At 43.8% G+C, this 16,284-nt stretch carries 19 protein-coding genes; 3 read left to right on the top strand and 16 right to left on the bottom strand.

The genetic code is table 11. The features are described 5' to 3' along the window. Window positions 1-41 precede the first annotated feature (41 nt). The 9 genes from btuD to ACQEXS_RS02840 form a co-directional block, all read right to left on the bottom strand. Window positions 42-797 carry a vitamin B12 ABC transporter ATP-binding protein BtuD gene (btuD, locus tag ACQEXS_RS02880; protein ID WP_427012765.1) on the bottom strand — a complete coding sequence of 252 codons (756 nt, stop codon included), beginning with the start codon at window positions 795-797 and terminating at the stop codon, window positions 42-44. Continuing rightward, window positions 784-1,779, bottom strand: coding sequence for a vitamin B12 ABC transporter permease BtuC (gene btuC / locus ACQEXS_RS02875; protein ID WP_427012764.1), 996 nt, complete (start codon window positions 1,777-1,779; stop codon window positions 784-786). Before btuC ends, btuD begins: the two co-directional genes overlap by 14 nt. Window positions 1,780-1,906: 127 nt before the next feature. Beyond that, entirely contained in the window at window positions 1,907-2,935 is a 1,029-nt protein-coding gene (locus ACQEXS_RS02870) for a succinylglutamate desuccinylase (protein ID WP_367988954.1), read from the bottom strand. Window positions 2,936-3,163: 228 nt separating this feature from the next. Beyond that, window positions 3,164-4,954 (bottom strand): M3 family oligoendopeptidase, encoded by a 1,791-nt coding sequence (locus tag ACQEXS_RS02865; RefSeq protein WP_427012763.1) that lies wholly within the window; start codon window positions 4,952-4,954, stop codon window positions 3,164-3,166. 9 nt (window positions 4,955-4,963) lie between these two features. Next, entirely contained in the window at window positions 4,964-5,572 is a 609-nt protein-coding gene (locus tag ACQEXS_RS02860) for a histidine phosphatase family protein (protein ID WP_427012762.1), read from the bottom strand. Further along, complete coding sequence (gene cobU / locus ACQEXS_RS02855; protein ID WP_427012761.1) at window positions 5,569-6,102, bottom strand: bifunctional adenosylcobinamide kinase/adenosylcobinamide-phosphate guanylyltransferase; 534 nt, start codon at window positions 6,100-6,102, stop codon at window positions 5,569-5,571. Before cobU ends, ACQEXS_RS02860 begins: the two co-directional genes overlap by 4 nt. A gap of 4 nt (window positions 6,103-6,106) precedes the next feature. Beyond that, window positions 6,107-6,880: an adenosylcobinamide-GDP ribazoletransferase gene (locus tag ACQEXS_RS02850; RefSeq protein WP_427012760.1), complete on the bottom strand. Its 774-nt coding sequence runs from the start codon at window positions 6,878-6,880 to the stop codon at window positions 6,107-6,109. Beyond that, the gene (gene cobT, locus ACQEXS_RS02845; RefSeq protein WP_427012759.1) at window positions 6,880-7,908 is read right to left on the bottom strand and encodes a nicotinate-nucleotide--dimethylbenzimidazole phosphoribosyltransferase; all 1,029 of its coding nucleotides are present in this window, start codon (window positions 7,906-7,908) and stop codon (window positions 6,880-6,882) included. Before cobT ends, ACQEXS_RS02850 begins: the two co-directional genes overlap by 1 nt. Before the next feature lie 8 nt (window positions 7,909-7,916). Beyond that, window positions 7,917-8,528 (bottom strand): flavin reductase family protein, encoded by a 612-nt coding sequence (locus ACQEXS_RS02840; RefSeq protein ID WP_427012758.1) that lies wholly within the window; start codon window positions 8,526-8,528, stop codon window positions 7,917-7,919. A gap of 487 nt (window positions 8,529-9,015) precedes the next feature. Between ACQEXS_RS02840 and ACQEXS_RS02835 the strand changes: the two genes are divergently transcribed. Together ACQEXS_RS02835 and ACQEXS_RS02830 are read left to right on the top strand one after the other, a co-directional pair. Continuing rightward, window positions 9,016-9,705 (top strand): NAD(P)H-binding protein, encoded by a 690-nt coding sequence (locus tag ACQEXS_RS02835; RefSeq protein WP_427012757.1) that lies wholly within the window; start codon window positions 9,016-9,018, stop codon window positions 9,703-9,705. Window positions 9,706-9,879: 174 nt separating this feature from the next. Beyond that, window positions 9,880-11,253 carry an L-cystine transporter gene (locus tag ACQEXS_RS02830; protein WP_427012756.1) on the top strand — a complete coding sequence of 458 codons (1,374 nt, stop codon included), beginning with the start codon at window positions 9,880-9,882 and terminating at the stop codon, window positions 11,251-11,253. A 318-nt stretch (window positions 11,254-11,571) separates the two neighbouring features. Here ACQEXS_RS02830 and ACQEXS_RS02825 read toward each other — a convergent pair whose 3' ends face one another. Continuing rightward, entirely contained in the window at window positions 11,572-11,769 is a 198-nt protein-coding gene (locus tag ACQEXS_RS02825; protein ID WP_427012755.1) for a hypothetical protein, read from the bottom strand. A gap of 208 nt (window positions 11,770-11,977) precedes the next feature. On the opposite strand from ACQEXS_RS02825, the gene ACQEXS_RS02820 reads away from it, so the two are divergent. Further along, window positions 11,978-12,304 (top strand): helix-turn-helix domain-containing protein, encoded by a 327-nt coding sequence (locus tag ACQEXS_RS02820; protein ID WP_427012754.1) that lies wholly within the window; start codon window positions 11,978-11,980, stop codon window positions 12,302-12,304. Window positions 12,305-12,838: 534 nt separating this feature from the next. On the opposite strand, the gene ACQEXS_RS02815 is transcribed toward ACQEXS_RS02820, so the two are convergent. From ACQEXS_RS02815 to ACQEXS_RS02790, 6 genes are read right to left on the bottom strand one after another with little or no spacing between them, the layout of a single operon-like run. Continuing rightward, the gene (locus ACQEXS_RS02815; protein WP_427012753.1) at window positions 12,839-13,111 is read right to left on the bottom strand and encodes a DUF1488 family protein; all 273 of its coding nucleotides are present in this window, start codon (window positions 13,109-13,111) and stop codon (window positions 12,839-12,841) included. 4 nt (window positions 13,112-13,115) lie between these two features. Continuing rightward, complete coding sequence (locus tag ACQEXS_RS02810; protein WP_427012752.1) at window positions 13,116-13,406, bottom strand: winged helix-turn-helix transcriptional regulator; 291 nt, start codon at window positions 13,404-13,406, stop codon at window positions 13,116-13,118. Window positions 13,407-13,456: 50 nt separating this feature from the next. Next, window positions 13,457-14,737, bottom strand: a complete 1,281-nt coding sequence (locus ACQEXS_RS02805; protein WP_427012751.1) for a tyrosine-type recombinase/integrase — start codon at window positions 14,735-14,737, stop codon at window positions 13,457-13,459. 2 nt (window positions 14,738-14,739) lie between these two features. Further along, window positions 14,740-15,714 carry a hypothetical protein gene (locus ACQEXS_RS02800; protein ID WP_427012750.1) on the bottom strand — a complete coding sequence of 325 codons (975 nt, stop codon included), beginning with the start codon at window positions 15,712-15,714 and terminating at the stop codon, window positions 14,740-14,742. Further along, the gene (locus ACQEXS_RS02795; RefSeq protein WP_427012749.1) at window positions 15,711-15,914 is read right to left on the bottom strand and encodes a hypothetical protein; all 204 of its coding nucleotides are present in this window, start codon (window positions 15,912-15,914) and stop codon (window positions 15,711-15,713) included. Before ACQEXS_RS02795 ends, ACQEXS_RS02800 begins: the two co-directional genes overlap by 4 nt. Beyond that, window positions 15,889-16,278 (bottom strand): phage tail protein, encoded by a 390-nt coding sequence (locus tag ACQEXS_RS02790; protein ID WP_427012748.1) that lies wholly within the window; start codon window positions 16,276-16,278, stop codon window positions 15,889-15,891. Before ACQEXS_RS02790 ends, ACQEXS_RS02795 begins: the two co-directional genes overlap by 26 nt. Window positions 16,279-16,284: the final 6 nt, after the last annotated feature.

Raw genomic sequence — 16,284 nt, 5'->3', positions numbered from 1 at the left:
TATTAATGGCCAGATTAAGCCAATGCACAGCAGTGCTTGGCTTAATCAAAAAGAAGCACTGCGGCTCCATCAACAGATACTCGCCTGACGGGCGTTTTAAACACTTCGGTTAGTGTCGCTTCATTTAGCACATCTTCACATACACCAACTTCTTTCAACACTCCTTTGTCCAATAGGAGCGCTTTGTCCGCATACTTCAAAGTACGATTTAAATCATGGTTTGACATCACCACACTTAATCCCATCTCCGCAATACGATGGATAAGCTTATACAATAAGACTTCTTGGCCTATATCTAATGGCGCTGCTGGCTCATCCAATACTAATAATTTGGCGTATGGATTGAGCGCTGGCCACACTTGCAAACAAATCGCGGCCAAGCGGACACGTTGCCATTCACCACCCGATAAATAATGAATCGAACGATGCAGTTTATCTTGCAGTTCCAATAACGAGGTTAACTCTAGAACGGCTTGCTTGACCTTTTGTTCTTCAATATCACAATGAGCTGGAATAGACAGCGATAGGTATTGCACAACATCGAGATTGAAAGCTGGCCTACCCGATTGACTAAGAAACGCACGAACTTGAGCCAGTTGCTCAAAAGACGCTTGCCCCACTTCACAACCATCAATGCTCGCCGAACCTTTGTGGTCGAGTAAGCCACATAGCGCACTCAATAGTGTACTTTTCCCGCTGCCATTCGGACCAATCACATGTAGAACTTCTCCAGCTTGCACGTCAAAGGAGAGCGGCAGCAAACGAGAGCCAACGGACAGGCTATTAACGCGTATCATGATTTTTAATTAACATCCAAATAAAAATAGGAGCACCAATTGAAGTCGTTACCACTCCCAGCGGCAATTCCGCAGAATTTAACGCTGTACGGGCAACAATATCGGCAAACACAACCAAGGTCGCCCCAGCTAACGCAGACATTGGCAAAAGGTATTTGTTTTCTGTCCCTAAAGCTAAACGCAATAAATGAGGAACAACTAAACCAACAAACCCAATAACTCCACCTATCGCGACCGAGCCACCGACTAGAACAGAAACGGCCAGAATCAACTTCCAACGAATGGCATCAATATTTATACCCAACTGCTGAGCGTGCAATTCACCCATCATCAACTTATCGAGTACTTGTCCTTGCAGGCAAAGCCAAATAAAGAATGGCAGGATGATGAGTGTCAACCAATGTTGGTACCAACTGGCTCCTCCAATTCCCCCCATCAGCCAATACATTAACTGCCTTAAACTGAGTTCATCACTGAAATAAAACGCCCAAGTAACGACTGCGCCAGTAAGAATGCCGAGCGCCACCCCAACTAATAGCAAGCGTGTGGTACTCAAACGCATCATTTTTGCCATTGAGACCAATAACAAAGTAAACAACAATGCGCCAAAGACCGACGCCAACATAAAACCGACCGGCGTCGCCAATGTTGGAATAAAGAAAAGTACCAACACCATAAAGACGCTAGCCCCTCCTGAAATACCTAATACGCCCGGCTCCGCCAACACGTTTCCCAGTAATACTTGCAATACGGCGCCTGACAACGCCAATGACGCACCAATCGCAATCGCTGCAAGTAATCGAGGCAAACGCAACTGTCCAATTAGCTGTTGTTCAAGATCAGTCATGGATGAAAATAGGGAAACAAATACGTCTCCAACCATCAAATAAACGAGGCAAAATAGAATGAGAGTTGCAGACATAAACATGGCAAAACGCATCCAACGTTGATGCTTTCTTGCCAAAAGTTGAGAAAATTCCATAGCCAAAGAATGGTAAAATTGAATAGCTCAAGCGTAACACAGACTTGAGAAATGAACGGATAAAATAATGGCTTAACCTAAATGAAATAATGTTCATGCAGGTTAAGCCATAACATAGTATGAGATATCAGTCGTAAACGACTTGATCGTCCTCGTAGCGAATCTTCACCGGACAAACCATTAACGCAGCGCGTTGGCCAATGGTCACACGGCGATTAGGAAACACAATAGCCTCGCCTTCATTTTTTGCCATCAGTGGTTTGTCACCATCATGGCCAAAAACTTCACCATGCTTAAATGCCGTAAAGTTTTCAACTTCATCATCAAAAAGGAAATCAAAATCGTCGTGAACACGAACAATGGTACGGCTCACACGGTAGGTCACGGGTTTACGTGGTAAATGTTCTGCTTTCGAATCAGAAATCAAATCTCGCATGGCCAAATCACATGCGACTAATTTCTCCAGTTCATTTTCGCCAATGCGAGCAACCCGCCCCAACTCAACCGTCAGTGCTTGTGCTGCAAAGTTCTCCGCGCTATACCAGCTAAAGGTACTGGATGGTGCATTAGAAAATAGAACCGCTTCAATATGGCTACTTTCAATAAACTCCATCAGAGCTTTTGAACGAACAGGATGGCGAGACTTAGGGCTTACCACAAAGGAATAGTGCTTTGACAAACGAATCGCACAATGAAGATCCAGATGCCAGCGTGTTGATTCTTCTGTTCCTTCATAAAACTGGGAGACCAAAGACTTCAGATTAACAGCGATCTCAAGCTCTTTTGAAGGCGATTGAGGTTTCTCATCAAACAGTCGATTCAGATTCTGCTCTATAAATCGAGTGTGAGCATTTGTCGCCTCTGGATGAGCGATGATAAACAAACAACGATGCTTAATAGATTGGAAACCCGTTTGGATATCTTCGATGATTTTATCAACCAGCTCCATCGGTGCGGTTTCATCACCGTGAATACCGCAGGAAAATATGATGTTTTTCGATTCAGAGGTTAGATTGGCTGGAATCACCTCCAACACACCTCTTTGATGCAGTTTGAAGGTGGTGCCCGCTGCGACAGTGAGCTCACCTGCTGGCATCTCTTGTTGAAGATCTAGGCTGTCTAACAGAAAAGATTGGCGAAAGAGGGACTTCGTCATGCGCTACTCCTTTATTGCACAGCAGGTATGTTAATGAATTGTACAGACAATTTTTGTTGCTACGATCTCACTTATTGATAGAAATCGTGTGCTTCATCGTAATTATAAAAAATGAATCAGTGAATCTCATTATGTAAACCGACTTCACTAAGCCGAAATCACTGACACAGACAAGCCGAGCAACAGCTCGGCTTTATTTGCAAGAATATCACAAATTTATCTGAATTATCATTGATCTAGTAATGCTTCAAACTCATCAATTTTTGCTTTGACGGTATCAATACTTTGCTGCCAAAACTCACTGCCGGAAAGATCCATTCCTAGGTGTTTTTTCACCACATCTTCAGCCATCATTGAGCCAGTATCACGTAATAAATCCACATAATCCGCGTAAAAACGTTCTGCTTTCTCTGCTCTTTGGCTATAAACGCCAATGCTAAATAGATACCCAAAGAGATAGGGATAGTTGTAAAAGCTCACTTCGGAAATACTGAAATGTAACTTACTCGCCCAGAAATAAGGGTCGGGCTGAGACATAGACTCGCCATACCACGCTTTCCACGTGTTGCTCATCAATTGACATAGTTGTGAGGCATCCAAATCCCCCTGCTCTCTTTGTTCATAAAAAGCCTTTTCAAACTCGAATCGAACCGGGATGTTCACCATCAACGCATAACAAGAAGAAAGTTCTTCCCATAGCATCTCCAGTTTTTCCTCTTTACTCTTCGCTTGATTAAGCATGTGATCACGCACAACATTTTCAGCGAAAATAGAAGCAGTTTCTGCCAACGTCATCGGATAGCGTGTTTGGCATATTGGCATATCACGCATCACCCAGTTGTGGAATGCATGACCGAGTTCGTGTGCTAAAGTGAGCAAGTCGGAACGGCTCCCCCCCCATGTCATAAAGACTAATGGAGAACGAGTCGCGGCAAACTTGGTACAATAGGCTCCCAAGCGTCGATTTGGCGTTGGAGCAGCATCAATCCAACCTTTTTCAATCATCACATCAACAAAATCCGCCATGTCTTGGCTTACTTCTGCAAAAGCGGCTTTGATAAGCGCAATTGCTTCATCAAAATCGTACACCTTCGCTTCTTTGCCAGCAGACGGCATACCCGCTAAGTGATTCCACGGTTTCATTTCATCTAGCCCGTGCACTTTTGCCATGAGTTGACCCGCTTTCTGCCCAACATGGCGATTTTCCTTGGTCGTACGAATCATCGCATCAAGCGTCGCTTCTTCTATCCGGCTTTCGTGCAAACTTGGGTCTAAGAAGTGAACTTTTTTCTTTGAAGAACGTTTTTGGTATTCCGTTAAACGCCAACCCGCAAGAGCGTTCAGCACTGAAGCAAATGTCTGTTCATGTGTTGCCATGGCTTTTTGAATACCACGCCATGTCGGCTCTTGTTGGGAAAATTCAGTCCCATAAAGCACGCTCGCCGCTTGTGAAAAACCAACGCTCTCAACAGTGCCATCTTGCTGTTCTACGTTGACTTGTAATATGCCGGTTAAGTTGTCATACATCCGTCCCCACGCATCGCGCCCATCAACCTGCATTGCTGATAACAATTGTTCTTCAGCAACCGTCAGTTGTGTTTCCGCTTGTTGACGTAAACATTCGATCTGAAAAGCTTGTCCCGAAACATCACCACTATCATGGTTAAGTATTTCTTCGATCACATCATCTTCTGCATGTGATAGCACGTCTTCAAACGGCGTGAATGACTGATTCAGTTCCGAAGAGAGTTTTGCAACGCGCCCTATCAACGCTTTTGCATCTTGTGCGGTTGCATCAACGGAGGCATGACAGTTCGCAAATGTATTAATGGTTGAAAGCAACTTGCCAGCTGCTTCTCTAGTGAGGATCGCATTTTGAATAACTCCAACAGCACGCCTATTGCTGACTTGTTGGTTGAGTAATTGAATGCACTGTTTGATCAACGCTATGTCTTGTTCGATTTTTTCATCACACAGTTCGTTGTAAGCAACAGTTAAATTCCAACTTGGCGCAGTCATGATTCGTCCTTATTCGATTGGCCTACCAACGGTAATCACCCGCTGATATGGCTTGTCACATTGAATGACTTGAAGATGGGTAAGAGACTGATACCCAATTTGTAATGAAGAATACAGCTGAGGATTCTTCCAGTCGAGCTGTAAGATTGAAGCTAGAATCATTCGGATAGTACCACCATGGCACACCACCAATGTATCTTCCTCGAAAGTACCCACTCTTTCCATCCAAGCGGTACTCACTCTGGTATAAAAATGTTGTAATGATTCGGCGTTTGGTAAGGTATTCTCAGCTGGATTTTGCCAAAAGTCCTCCAGCTGCGACCACTCAGATTGCAGTTCATCAAACGGTTTGCCATCAAAAGCACCAAAATCCATCTCCTGAAAACAAGGGACAATTTCGAGCTCTGCATTAACAGCTTTGCTATATAAAGTTGCTAATTCTGCACACCGGCTTAAAGGAGACGTGATCACTTTACTCACACGGATCTCATGCTCAAGCAAATCACACAATTTACGCTGCGTCTCGAAAACGACGGGAACATCACTTCGGCCATTTAACGCTGGCAGACTATCGACCTTGGCATGGCGTAGCAAATAGATGTTAACAATATCGCTCATAGCGATCCTTTTAATGCCAAGGGCAATCCGGCTGCAACGAAGGTGACATCATCAGCGATTTTTGCAATGGCTTGGTTCATCCAACCTGCATTATCGACAAATAAACGCGTTTCTTCTCCCATGGGGATCACACCGAGCCCAACTTCATTAGACACCAACACCACATCTGCATGGCACGCGTTCAGAGCATTGGTTAACGCTTTCACTGCTTGTTCAATATCTTGCTCATCTTGGCGATGGTAAATCACGTTGTTGAGCCACAACGTTAAACAATCAACCAAAACTAGGTCATGTTCAGTAAATTGGGTAAGTAAAGGCGGTAGTGCAAGCGGACATTCATGCTCCTGCCATTGATCATCTCGAGAGAATTGATGATGAGCAATACGACGGCGCATTTCATCGTCCATCGGCTGCGCGGTTGCAACATAGTGCCGGGCTTTCGAGTTTTGAGTTGCACTTTTCATCACCAAGGATTCGGCAAAACTGGATTTACCTGAGCGTGCGCCTCCCAACACTAGACGGATAGACATCTTACTACCTCGCTACTAACGCCAATATCACGACATAACATAACAACTCCATGATTTGTTGAGCCGCGCCCAGACAATCACCCGTAAATCCACCAATGCGACGCAGTAGCCATACTTTAAGTAAGTAACGGAACACGACACCAGTCAATAACAAGGCGAATGCAATAGAAAGTGGCAGTAATAAACTAACGAGTACACCTGTTATAACCAAGACCGTCAGCTCAAGAGAGCTTTGTCGGCTTGCGAGTGGTTTGCTTTTACTGTTTTCACTGTCACTCACGTATGGCATATCAAAAATTAAAGTCGCTGCAACAGCTCTGCTTAAGGTGTAAGCCGCTATCCAGATAACAAATAAGTCTGTCATTTTGGCAAGCTCACTCAGCAAGATGAACTTGGTCAACAGCGCCATCACCAGCGCTGCAGCACCGTAAGTACCAATACGACTGTCTTTCATAATGGTCAAACGGCGTTCTAACGTCATCCCACCGCCAATGCCGTCTGCCATATCCGTCAGTCCATCTTCATGAAAGGCACCGGTTAATAGCAAGCTAATGACCATTGTCAGAACAATGGCCGCATTTTCCGGCAATATCATTGCCAGCACGGCATAGCATAGCGCGCAAATCAAACCAAGTATGACACCAACCAACGCGAAGTATCGTCCGGCTTGGTTCATTCGCTCTTCGCTGTAAGGGGTACGCTTAGGGATCGGTAAACGTGAGAAAAACCCCAGAGCAAGGAAGAAAAGATCCAACTGATAACGCACTTTGCTTTGCATTAAACCGTAACTCCAGCATCATCGAAGCTTGCCATGGTCGAGTAAAACTCCGCTGCTGCCAGAACTAATGGCAATGCTAAAACGGCCCCTGTGCCTTCCCCTAATCTCAATCCAAGCTTAAGCAAAGGCTCTGCTTTCATTTCTTCGAGCATGAGTTGATGCCCGGATTCATCCGATTGATGAGCAAATATCATGAACTCACGACATGCTGGTTCAATAAAACAGGCAGCATACGCGGCAGCTGTCACGATGAAACCATCGACAATAACCGGTACTTTCTTCTCGTAGGCCGCTAAGAATGCGCCCACCATTTGAACAATTTCGTAACCTCCCACTTGTTCAAGGATGTCTAATACATCTGCATCTTCACACCTCGCAACACCTTGACTCACCAAGGTCCGTTTTTTTGCTAACTGCTCTTGATTAATGCCGGTACCACGACCTACGCATTTGTCCACATGATTACGTGAAAGCGCTGCCAAAATTGCTGCTGCGCTGCTGGTATTTCCGATCCCCATTTCACCAAACATGACAATATTGCAGCCATCTGCCGTGACTTTTTCTACGATTTCTCTCCCGTATGAAAGCCCTAATGTCACTTGTTCGCGGCTCATCGCCGCTTCTTTTGCAAAGTTGTTCGTGCGAGCCCCCAAACGTTGAACCACAAAGTTAGGGTTCTCGCTTTCCACTGGAATCAGGATGCCACAGTCTACTATTTTCAAATCAACCTTGTTGCTACGACAAAAACAGTTGATGGCGGCCCCTCCAGCCAAGAAGTTTTGCACCATTTGCTGAGTAACCGCACTTGGCGCGATACTCACTCCCTCGTCGGCGATACCATGATCACCAGCGAAAACAATAACGGTTGGCTTTTGGATGTTAATTTTAGTGACAACGTCACCGCATGTATTGCTTTGAATTAAAGCTAGCTGATGAGCCAGCTTCTCCAACTGACCTAATGCGCCTAGTGGTTTGGTTTTTTGATTAATACGAGCCCAAATGGCTTCAGAATAAATTTGATTTAACATGATGTAAGTTACTTAGGACGAGCGACAGAAAATGTGTTATTTAGCGAGGCATATTCACCGCCACCAAGACGTGACAATGGATTCACTTTTAAAGCGTCGATTTTTAATCGTTCAGATTCATTATCAATCACCGATGGATCAATATATACCTGCTCGATTTGAGCGAACACTAGGCTTTGCGGCGTTTCACCAATTTCTTTGACTTCATATAACTTGCAGCCAAATGCGATCGGCGCTTCCTTTAAGCGAGGCAGTTCAAAGCCGTCAAAGTCGACTAAATCTAAATTATTTAACTCAACCTCAGAGACACCATGCTCAAGCGTTGCCGATGTATTCGTGACCACTTCTGCAGAATCAACCGTAGCAATATGAACAACTAAACGACCTGTTTCCAGCACATTTCTAGTGGTGTCTTTCACCTCTCCTTTCGGCTTCTTACCTACCGAAAACATCAGTAACGGTGGGTTACTGGCGATGGGTGTGAAGTATGAAAACGGAGCCAAATTATAGTTGGAACCCGCGGATTCCGTCATAACCCACGCGATTGGGCGAGGAATCACTGTTTGAGTCATTAAATGATAAATTTGAGTTGGAGCTAAAGTACTCAAGTCAATTTTCATATTGCATCCCTTTTTGCAACGAGGTCATCCATTTGTGGCAGTCTATCTTGAAATCAATGATTTAACTAGATAGCACACTGCCGCTTTCTCATAAAGGGTCAATGGCCTGCGAACTATTGTGTATTTTGACAATATTTCTATCTGAAACTAATCTTATTTATGGGTTAACTCTGGCATAGAGAATGCATTATTCAGGTTGTTACTCATCTATCGTTTGAGAAAAGCAAGGAGACCGTTATGTTTGCCAATCAAAAAACGAGAAAATCGAAAAATCCTGGTCAAAATAAAAAGAACTCGAAAAAAATTCCCCTATCCTTAACTTAAACCCAAAGCGCAAATCGGCCTCTCATGAGGCCGTTGTTGTTTCATGGCATTTTGACTTACCTTACATTTTATCTCTCAGATTTACCGCAATAGCAGACATTGACTTCAATCAAGCGTATGTTGAGTCCATGTTGCTTATGTGGATTTACAAATGGGAGGCAATATGTCGATTCATGACGACAATGCGACCGTCATCGTTGCAGGTGGCTCAGGTCTAGTAGGAAACGAACTCATGAAGATATTGCTTGATGATGATCCCATTGGTCATATCTATGCACTTGTCCGCAAGCCATTGCCGTACTTCCATCCAAAGCTTGAACAAATCCAGCACTCTGATTTGCAAATTGTCGACTGGTCAGAAGATAAAAAGGTGCCCAAATTTGGCTTCATTTGCTTGGGGACAACCATGAAGCAAGCGGGGTCGAAGGCCGAGTTGGAACGCATCGATTACGAACTGGTTTGTAGTGTCGCGCAAGAAATGAAGGTACTCGGCGTTAGCCACCTTGCTGTGGTATCAAGTTATGGGGCTTCTCTTCGCTCATTTTCACACTATCTTCGTACTAAAGGAAAAATGGAAGAAGCGCTGCGACAAATGGAGTTTGAACACTTAGTGTTTGTTCGCCCAGGCCCATTAAAAGGGCTTAGAGATGAACCTCGTACTGATGAAGCCATTGTTCAAGGTATATTAAAAGTGTTTTCTCCAGTGATGATTGGCCCTCTTGCCAAGCTCATTCCGATATCAGCTACCGATGTTGCTCGCTCAATGTTATTTAGCCTATTTCGTCACAGCTCACGTAAAGTAGAAACGTTAAACAGCGTCGACATGAAAAACATGCTTAATTTATACCAATAATCAGAACATTAATTTATCAAAAAGCACAATTACCCGCCTAAATAACTAAACGCTCTTATTCATTCCATTCTTTTATTTTCCCCTGCTCTTAGTTGGGGTTATCTTGCGCACATTACCTCTTCCATATGCATTAAGTACATTAATGCAACATCACAAAATTATAAGGAAAATGATATGTCAGTTGCGGTTATCGCTTCCTTAGCTGGGTTTGTTGGCATCCTCTTTATTCTGTTTTGGCAACAAAATAAAGGCCACACACTTTCCCGCTTGGTTCTCACTGGTTTAATCTTCGGCAGTGCTTTTGGTCTTGTTTTACAGTTCATTTTTGGTGAAGGCAGCCCTGTAATTAAAGAAACTCTTGAGTGGGTTAATATTGCTGGTCGCGGTTACGTCGGCCTACTGAAAATGGTCATCATGCCACTTGTTTTGGTATCGATGATTGCTTCGGTCGTTAAGCTAGAAAAAGGAGGCTCTCTCGGTAAAATTTCTGGCCTGACGATTTCTGTTCTCTTAGTGACTACCGCAATTTCTGCTCTTGTCGGTATTACTGTGAGTCAAGCATTCGGTTTAAGCGCTGAAGGCTTAACAGAGGGGGCTCGTGAAACTGCTCGTATCGCAGTTTTAGAGAGCCGTGCAAGCCATGTTAATGATTTGAGTATTCCTCAAATGCTAATTAGCTTCATTCCAACTAACCCGTTTGCCGATCTAACTGGTGCACGTTCAACATCTATCATTGCAGTGGTTATTTTTGGTGTGCTCACTGGCATCGCGGCACGTAAAGTCATGATCGAAAAAGAAGAGCTCGAAGCACCAATTCGTACGTTTGTTGAAGCGATTCAATCGATTGTGATGCGCCTTGTAAAAATGATCATGGCTCTCACTCCATACGGTATCGCGGCATTGATGGCGAAAGTGGTCGCGACATCAAGTGCGAGTGACATCCTTAACCTACTTGGTTTTATTGTCGCTTCATACGTCGCTATTCTCATCATGTTTGTAATTCATGGAGTATTGGTGTCATTTGTTGGCGTCAATCCAAAAGAGTACTTCCAAAAAATCTGGCCAGTACTGACTTTCGCATTCACTTCTCGTAGTTCAGCAGCGACGATCCCTTTGAATGTTGAAGCGCAGATAACAAAGTTAAATGTGCCACCAGCGATCGCCAACTTGTCTGCTTCATTTGGTGCAACAATTGGTCAAAATGGCTGTGCTGGTATTTACCCTGCGATGCTTGCAGTCATGGTAGCCCCAACTGTAGGCATTAACCCAATGGACATTAACTTCATTTTGTCTTTGGTTGCGATTATTACCATTAGTTCGTTTGGTATTGCTGGTGTCGGTGGCGGTGCAACGTTTGCGGCTCTGATCGTACTACCTGCAATGGGATTACCCGTCACCATTGCTGCGCTGCTTATCTCTATCGAACCACTGATCGATATGGCTCGCACTGCATTGAATGTATCTGGTGCAATGACAGCTGGTACGGTAGCCAGCCGTCTGCTCAAGCAGAAAACAACCGATCCAGCACTAGAGGCAAAGCAGGCTTAAATGCCCTCTTTTCAAATGGCCGACATAAGTCGGCCATTTTTTTAATCATTCAACGACATATCAGCGCTTGTTCATTGCTATGTCGATGTTGCAATGGTCTAATACCTAGGTAAATTTTTGATACTCGGTAACCAAACAATGCAGCAAGATCGCCAGCCTACCTTCTTTTTCTTCGGTTATGAAAGCACAATTGTAACGCATTGTATTTAATACAAATAAATATAAGCGCTTAGAAATTAAGACGCAATTAAGACGCACATTTGTTTAATCGCACCGTTTAAAAACAAAGAAGGCAGACGTTTAGTCTGCCTTCTATCTTTAGTGCTTAGTGTCTGTCATACAGTCAAATAACCTTTTTAATACCCAAGAAAAATAAGCTATTTGCTCAGCCTTCCTTACTTGAGCTTCATCGTTATTAACTATCAGATCGTTATGTAAGTCTGACGCCATATCACTTACATGATTTAATCCCATCTGAATGTCGTCATATTGAAACTCTAGTTTTGTACCACTCATAAAAACTCCGTTTAACCTAGCCAAATAAATCAATCGAGTCATTCTGTTTTTGTTAAAATTATCATTAGTCACTATGATTCTATAAAGTGAATGAACTTTCGATTGAGCGTTTATATTCAACTCAACACAGTCAGTTGGCAATAGCGAGACGAAAAGCAGTCTCTTTTTTCAGTAAAATAGGTCAATTTTGGCCTGCTAAGTGTGTTGTATGTCGAAAAACTCTTTAGCGCGAGCTATCAAAAAACGTAGAGATTTCGCAGGGTTAACGCAGAATGAAGCGGCAAAGGCTTGTCATCTAGCCTTAAAAACATACCAACGTATAGAGCGAGGAGAAACTGACATACGATGGAGTCAGTATCAATCTATCATCAAAGGACTCAAAACGACCGAGCTCGATTTATTGCTCGATCGCATGGAGTATGAGAATCCGAATGAGTCTGATGTTTTTAGTGCCACTAGACTGTTGCCTCAGAAATTGAGACGAATATTTATTGATCTATTCGTAGAGCTACGCAATGAGCTTGACCGTAAATAATTAAATTTACACTAGCGTTACGCGTCACGCTTTCCCCTCAAAGCTTGCATAAACTGTTTTTTTGCCCTCTTGGTGGTGGTGCCTTAGGAACCCGAAAAATTTTTATTTCGCGCGGGTTGCCCTCGTTTGCAAGCAAAGCGCTCCAGAAAGGACCCATTCCTTTACAATCCAAACATGCGCCACTAGACTCATATTGATTACTCACTTACTAAGGGAGGAATCATGTTTAGAGATATGTTTTTACTTCCTGAACTTCTCAGAAGCTCAATATTCTGATACCTAGCATAAGGGAGTAAGTTAAAAGGATAGATTATAAGTGTGACCAACAGCTCGACGTGGATTGAGCCACTACCGAGTGTTAGCCTAGCGTGAGGCGAAGCTGCCGAAATTTTGAAAAGTCGAGGAGCATAGGGCATGTATCGCATTGCTCATGTGAGACGTGAGATATATGTAGAAGTAGCCTCTTCCTGCCTTTGCTAATAAGGCCCAAGTCTTTTGTTTAGACTTGGGCTTTTTTCGTTAGACATTCGAGTTTTAAAGTTCCAATCGGTTACATACATCTAAATTGATCATGAATGAATCTTGGGGCTTTCGTTCAGGAACAAGCTTAATGGCCAGTTCTTTTATTCTGTCATTATGTAGCTGAAATAATTTCTCAGCATCCTCTTTAGTGTCATCAGTATTAAAATAATCAACTAGAGCTATTCTCGAAATATCATAAGCCAGCCGTTCTTCTCCATTACTCAAATAAAAACGGATGCTTTCAGTTCGCACTTCCCAATGCCATTCTTCTTCTATTTCCCACATACTATCACCTTGATTTCACGTAAACATACTCAACACCCCCACTCTGCCGCGAGCCAGATTGTCGGTCAAGGTGCAAGCGCACACTAAGCTGCTTCAATAGAGTACTAGCCCAACTATTCGACAGACCGCACCTTTTTGCTATCTGCTCTGAAGTTACCCTCTCTTTGTCTCTAATAGAACCCAACACTCTCAGCTGGGTCTTACTTAACTTTACAGCTGCCACCTGATGAGGATTTTGACGCGCAGCAGTTATAAGAGCCTCATTTACAGGCTCATTTGGGTATAAAAACGACATCTAATTATCATCCGCTTAGATTTATAAAGAATTGAAGCTATCGAATTGATCTAAATAGCCTTTTGAATGATCTCGGATTCTATCGAGACAGGTCTGAAACAGGTTCGCCAGCAGTTTTTTAGCCAATCATGATAAGTTTCAACCGCTTCTTTCTTCTTCAGATCGATATGAGTATGAATATAAACCAAATCCAGATTACCCTTTGCGTGATTAAGCAACGCCTCACTCACCAAATAATCAATCCCAAGATCAGCCCACACAGAACGAGCACGCTTACGCAAATCATGCCCACTCCAGCCATCAGCAACAGAACGAACCCACTCATTTGCTAGCGCACCATAGGCAGCTGACTTCTGACGCAAACTAACAGGAAAGACAAAATCCCCTTTATATCCTAGGTCTAATTGCCACTCCTTGTATGAATACAGCAACTCAACCATTGAATCAGACAAAGGATAGATCATCTCCACCTTACTCTTTGCATCACTAGCAGGGATCGTCCAACGCTTCAAAGTAAAACTAATATTGGACCAACGAGCCTTACGCGTCTCCCCTATTCGAGAACCATGCCCTAGCATCATCATCACCAGCAAACGAGTATGAGGTTCAGCCTGCTCAAGACGCTCAAGCACATCTGGCACACGATCAGTAGACAAACGACATTCACGCACCTGCGCTTTAGTAATAGAAAAGTTCTGCGGAAAAAACTGCTTAAACTTAACCTCAGCAATAGGATTAATCGTCAAATGCTTCAGCTCCCTTGCGGTTGCATAAGCCGATTTCAACAGGTTAAACATCGCCTTCACATAGCTAACCGAATACCCCTCCTCAAACATCGGCTGAATCAACTCATCATCAATAGTATGAGAATCCAAACTCATCACAGGTTCCCCATGAAAAATAGACAACAAATGTCGATCCGCCATACTCTTGATATTAGCTAAGCGCTCCTTAGAAGACCGTTTCAGCTTTACCTGACGTTTAACATGCCAATCCAGCAACTGATCAACCGTCTCAAACTTCCGGAATGAAACCACATTCTCTCGCTCAATCTGAACCGTTGCCTCACTGACCAACCGCTTCACATCCTTGCAATTAGTTGTTGGGTAACGCCCAATACGATGAGGATATTGCCGACCATTCTTATATTGCATCAACCACCATGTACCACCCGTGCGCTTAGCATTAAAGCGTAAGTACAAAGAGCGCTGCACATCCTTCAACTGTCGAACATGGGAATAATCACGCAAATAAATCTCAACTTGTTTATCAGAAAGCCTTAGCTCCACCGTCCTAGGCTGAACAACATTTCGATTAAACCGAATTGCCATACCTACTCCTCACCATTCATTGTTGCACGAATCTCCATCGTCTTTACCTGACGACCCCGACCAGAAAACACAACCGAATCAATCGAACTCGTACTTGCAAACGGCTTAGGAAAAGACTCATCCAAAACCACAATACCCTCAGCAAAAGTAGCAGGATTAGCCGGGGCAGAAATCGAAATACCACGCCCTTCACGCTGCATCTTTCTAAGGGAAGCAGTCGCAGTCTGTTTTGCCTCAGCCTCACTATTGCAATCTTTAGCAAGAGACTTAAACGGTGCCGAACCCACCTGCACCTCATGACGCTGGCCATCATCCGTCGAAACATAAAAAGCCTTCACACCGTTAAACTCATTTCGACCATCAAGATCCATCGTCACCTGAATCAAAGACGCCCCATCACCATCAGATACACGTGACAACGTAATGGTTTCAATAGCATTGCCAGTTGCAGATTTAGCCTCTCCTTTTGGCGCAACAACAAACACCCCATCCACTGGCTTAGCCACTGCATCGTACAAATTTGCAAGGCGACGCAAAAACGGGCCCGTACTTTCATCCGTACGATCAACATGCTCGATTTTAATTTTTTGTAATCGAGGATGGATAAAAACCGAATAGCCATGTTCCAACACACAATCGGAAACAACTTGATGAAGCGTAGTATTCGACCAACTCGCAGATTTCGCCTCACGGTATCCCGTCGAATCCTTAATATTGAACGGCGCAACACTCAGAACCAAACGAACCTCGCGCGGCGAAAGCGTTGCTTTGCGACTGCTAATCTGAAACGTATCTCGATACACATCCCCTAAAGACACCTTGTAACTTTCACCTTTAGGAGGAAGACTATCCACCTTGTCAGATTTAAGAACAAGCACCAGATTATCGCCTTCGGTGCCATTCCCATCCGTCAATTGCCACGACTTTAAATAAGCATGCATCAAATCGGCCTGCTTCCCTTCTAATAAAATGTTCAATCCCAGATCCTCGTTACACGTCTAGAACGTTCGCCTTTAGTCACTTCGGGTATAACCACAAAGCAATCTTCAGTAAAAACCGCATCACGGACATGAGGATTGAGCGCATAAAACGCACGCTCAATATCATCATTATCCTGTTGAGTCTTTTTAAACAAAAAATCCACAACAACCTCACCGCGTTTTGCTTGTACGCGCATCACGGTCCTCCATAAACTGAATACTCACCTCAGTTTTCATTGCTCGCCCATCGTGAATGAGATTCGAACGAGTTTCCGAAATCTGTTTAATCACCCAACGCCCAAGATTAAAACCGCGACCATCACTAACCTGCTGCGAAGAATCAACCAACCCAATAAGCTCATTCACAGACTGACTGGCACTAGTTTTCAACCAACTGGCACTAATATCGATGGTTTGAAGCGGCAACCCCGTATCTTCAAGATCTGCTCCATCAACCAATGACACTTCAGAATAACGGCCAGAAATAACACGCTTGAACTTTGATATTGGCGTCCCTCCGCCAACATCAAAGACAAACTCACCAACAACCAAGTGGTGCATAAATAC

Origin of the sequence: Vibrio sp. TRT 17S01 (assembly GCF_050113695.1) — a bacterium.
GTDB lineage: Bacteria > Pseudomonadota > Gammaproteobacteria > Enterobacterales > Vibrionaceae > Vibrio.
Note: the sequence above shows the minus strand (reverse complement) of the source record. Positions and strands in the feature narration are given on the sequence as shown.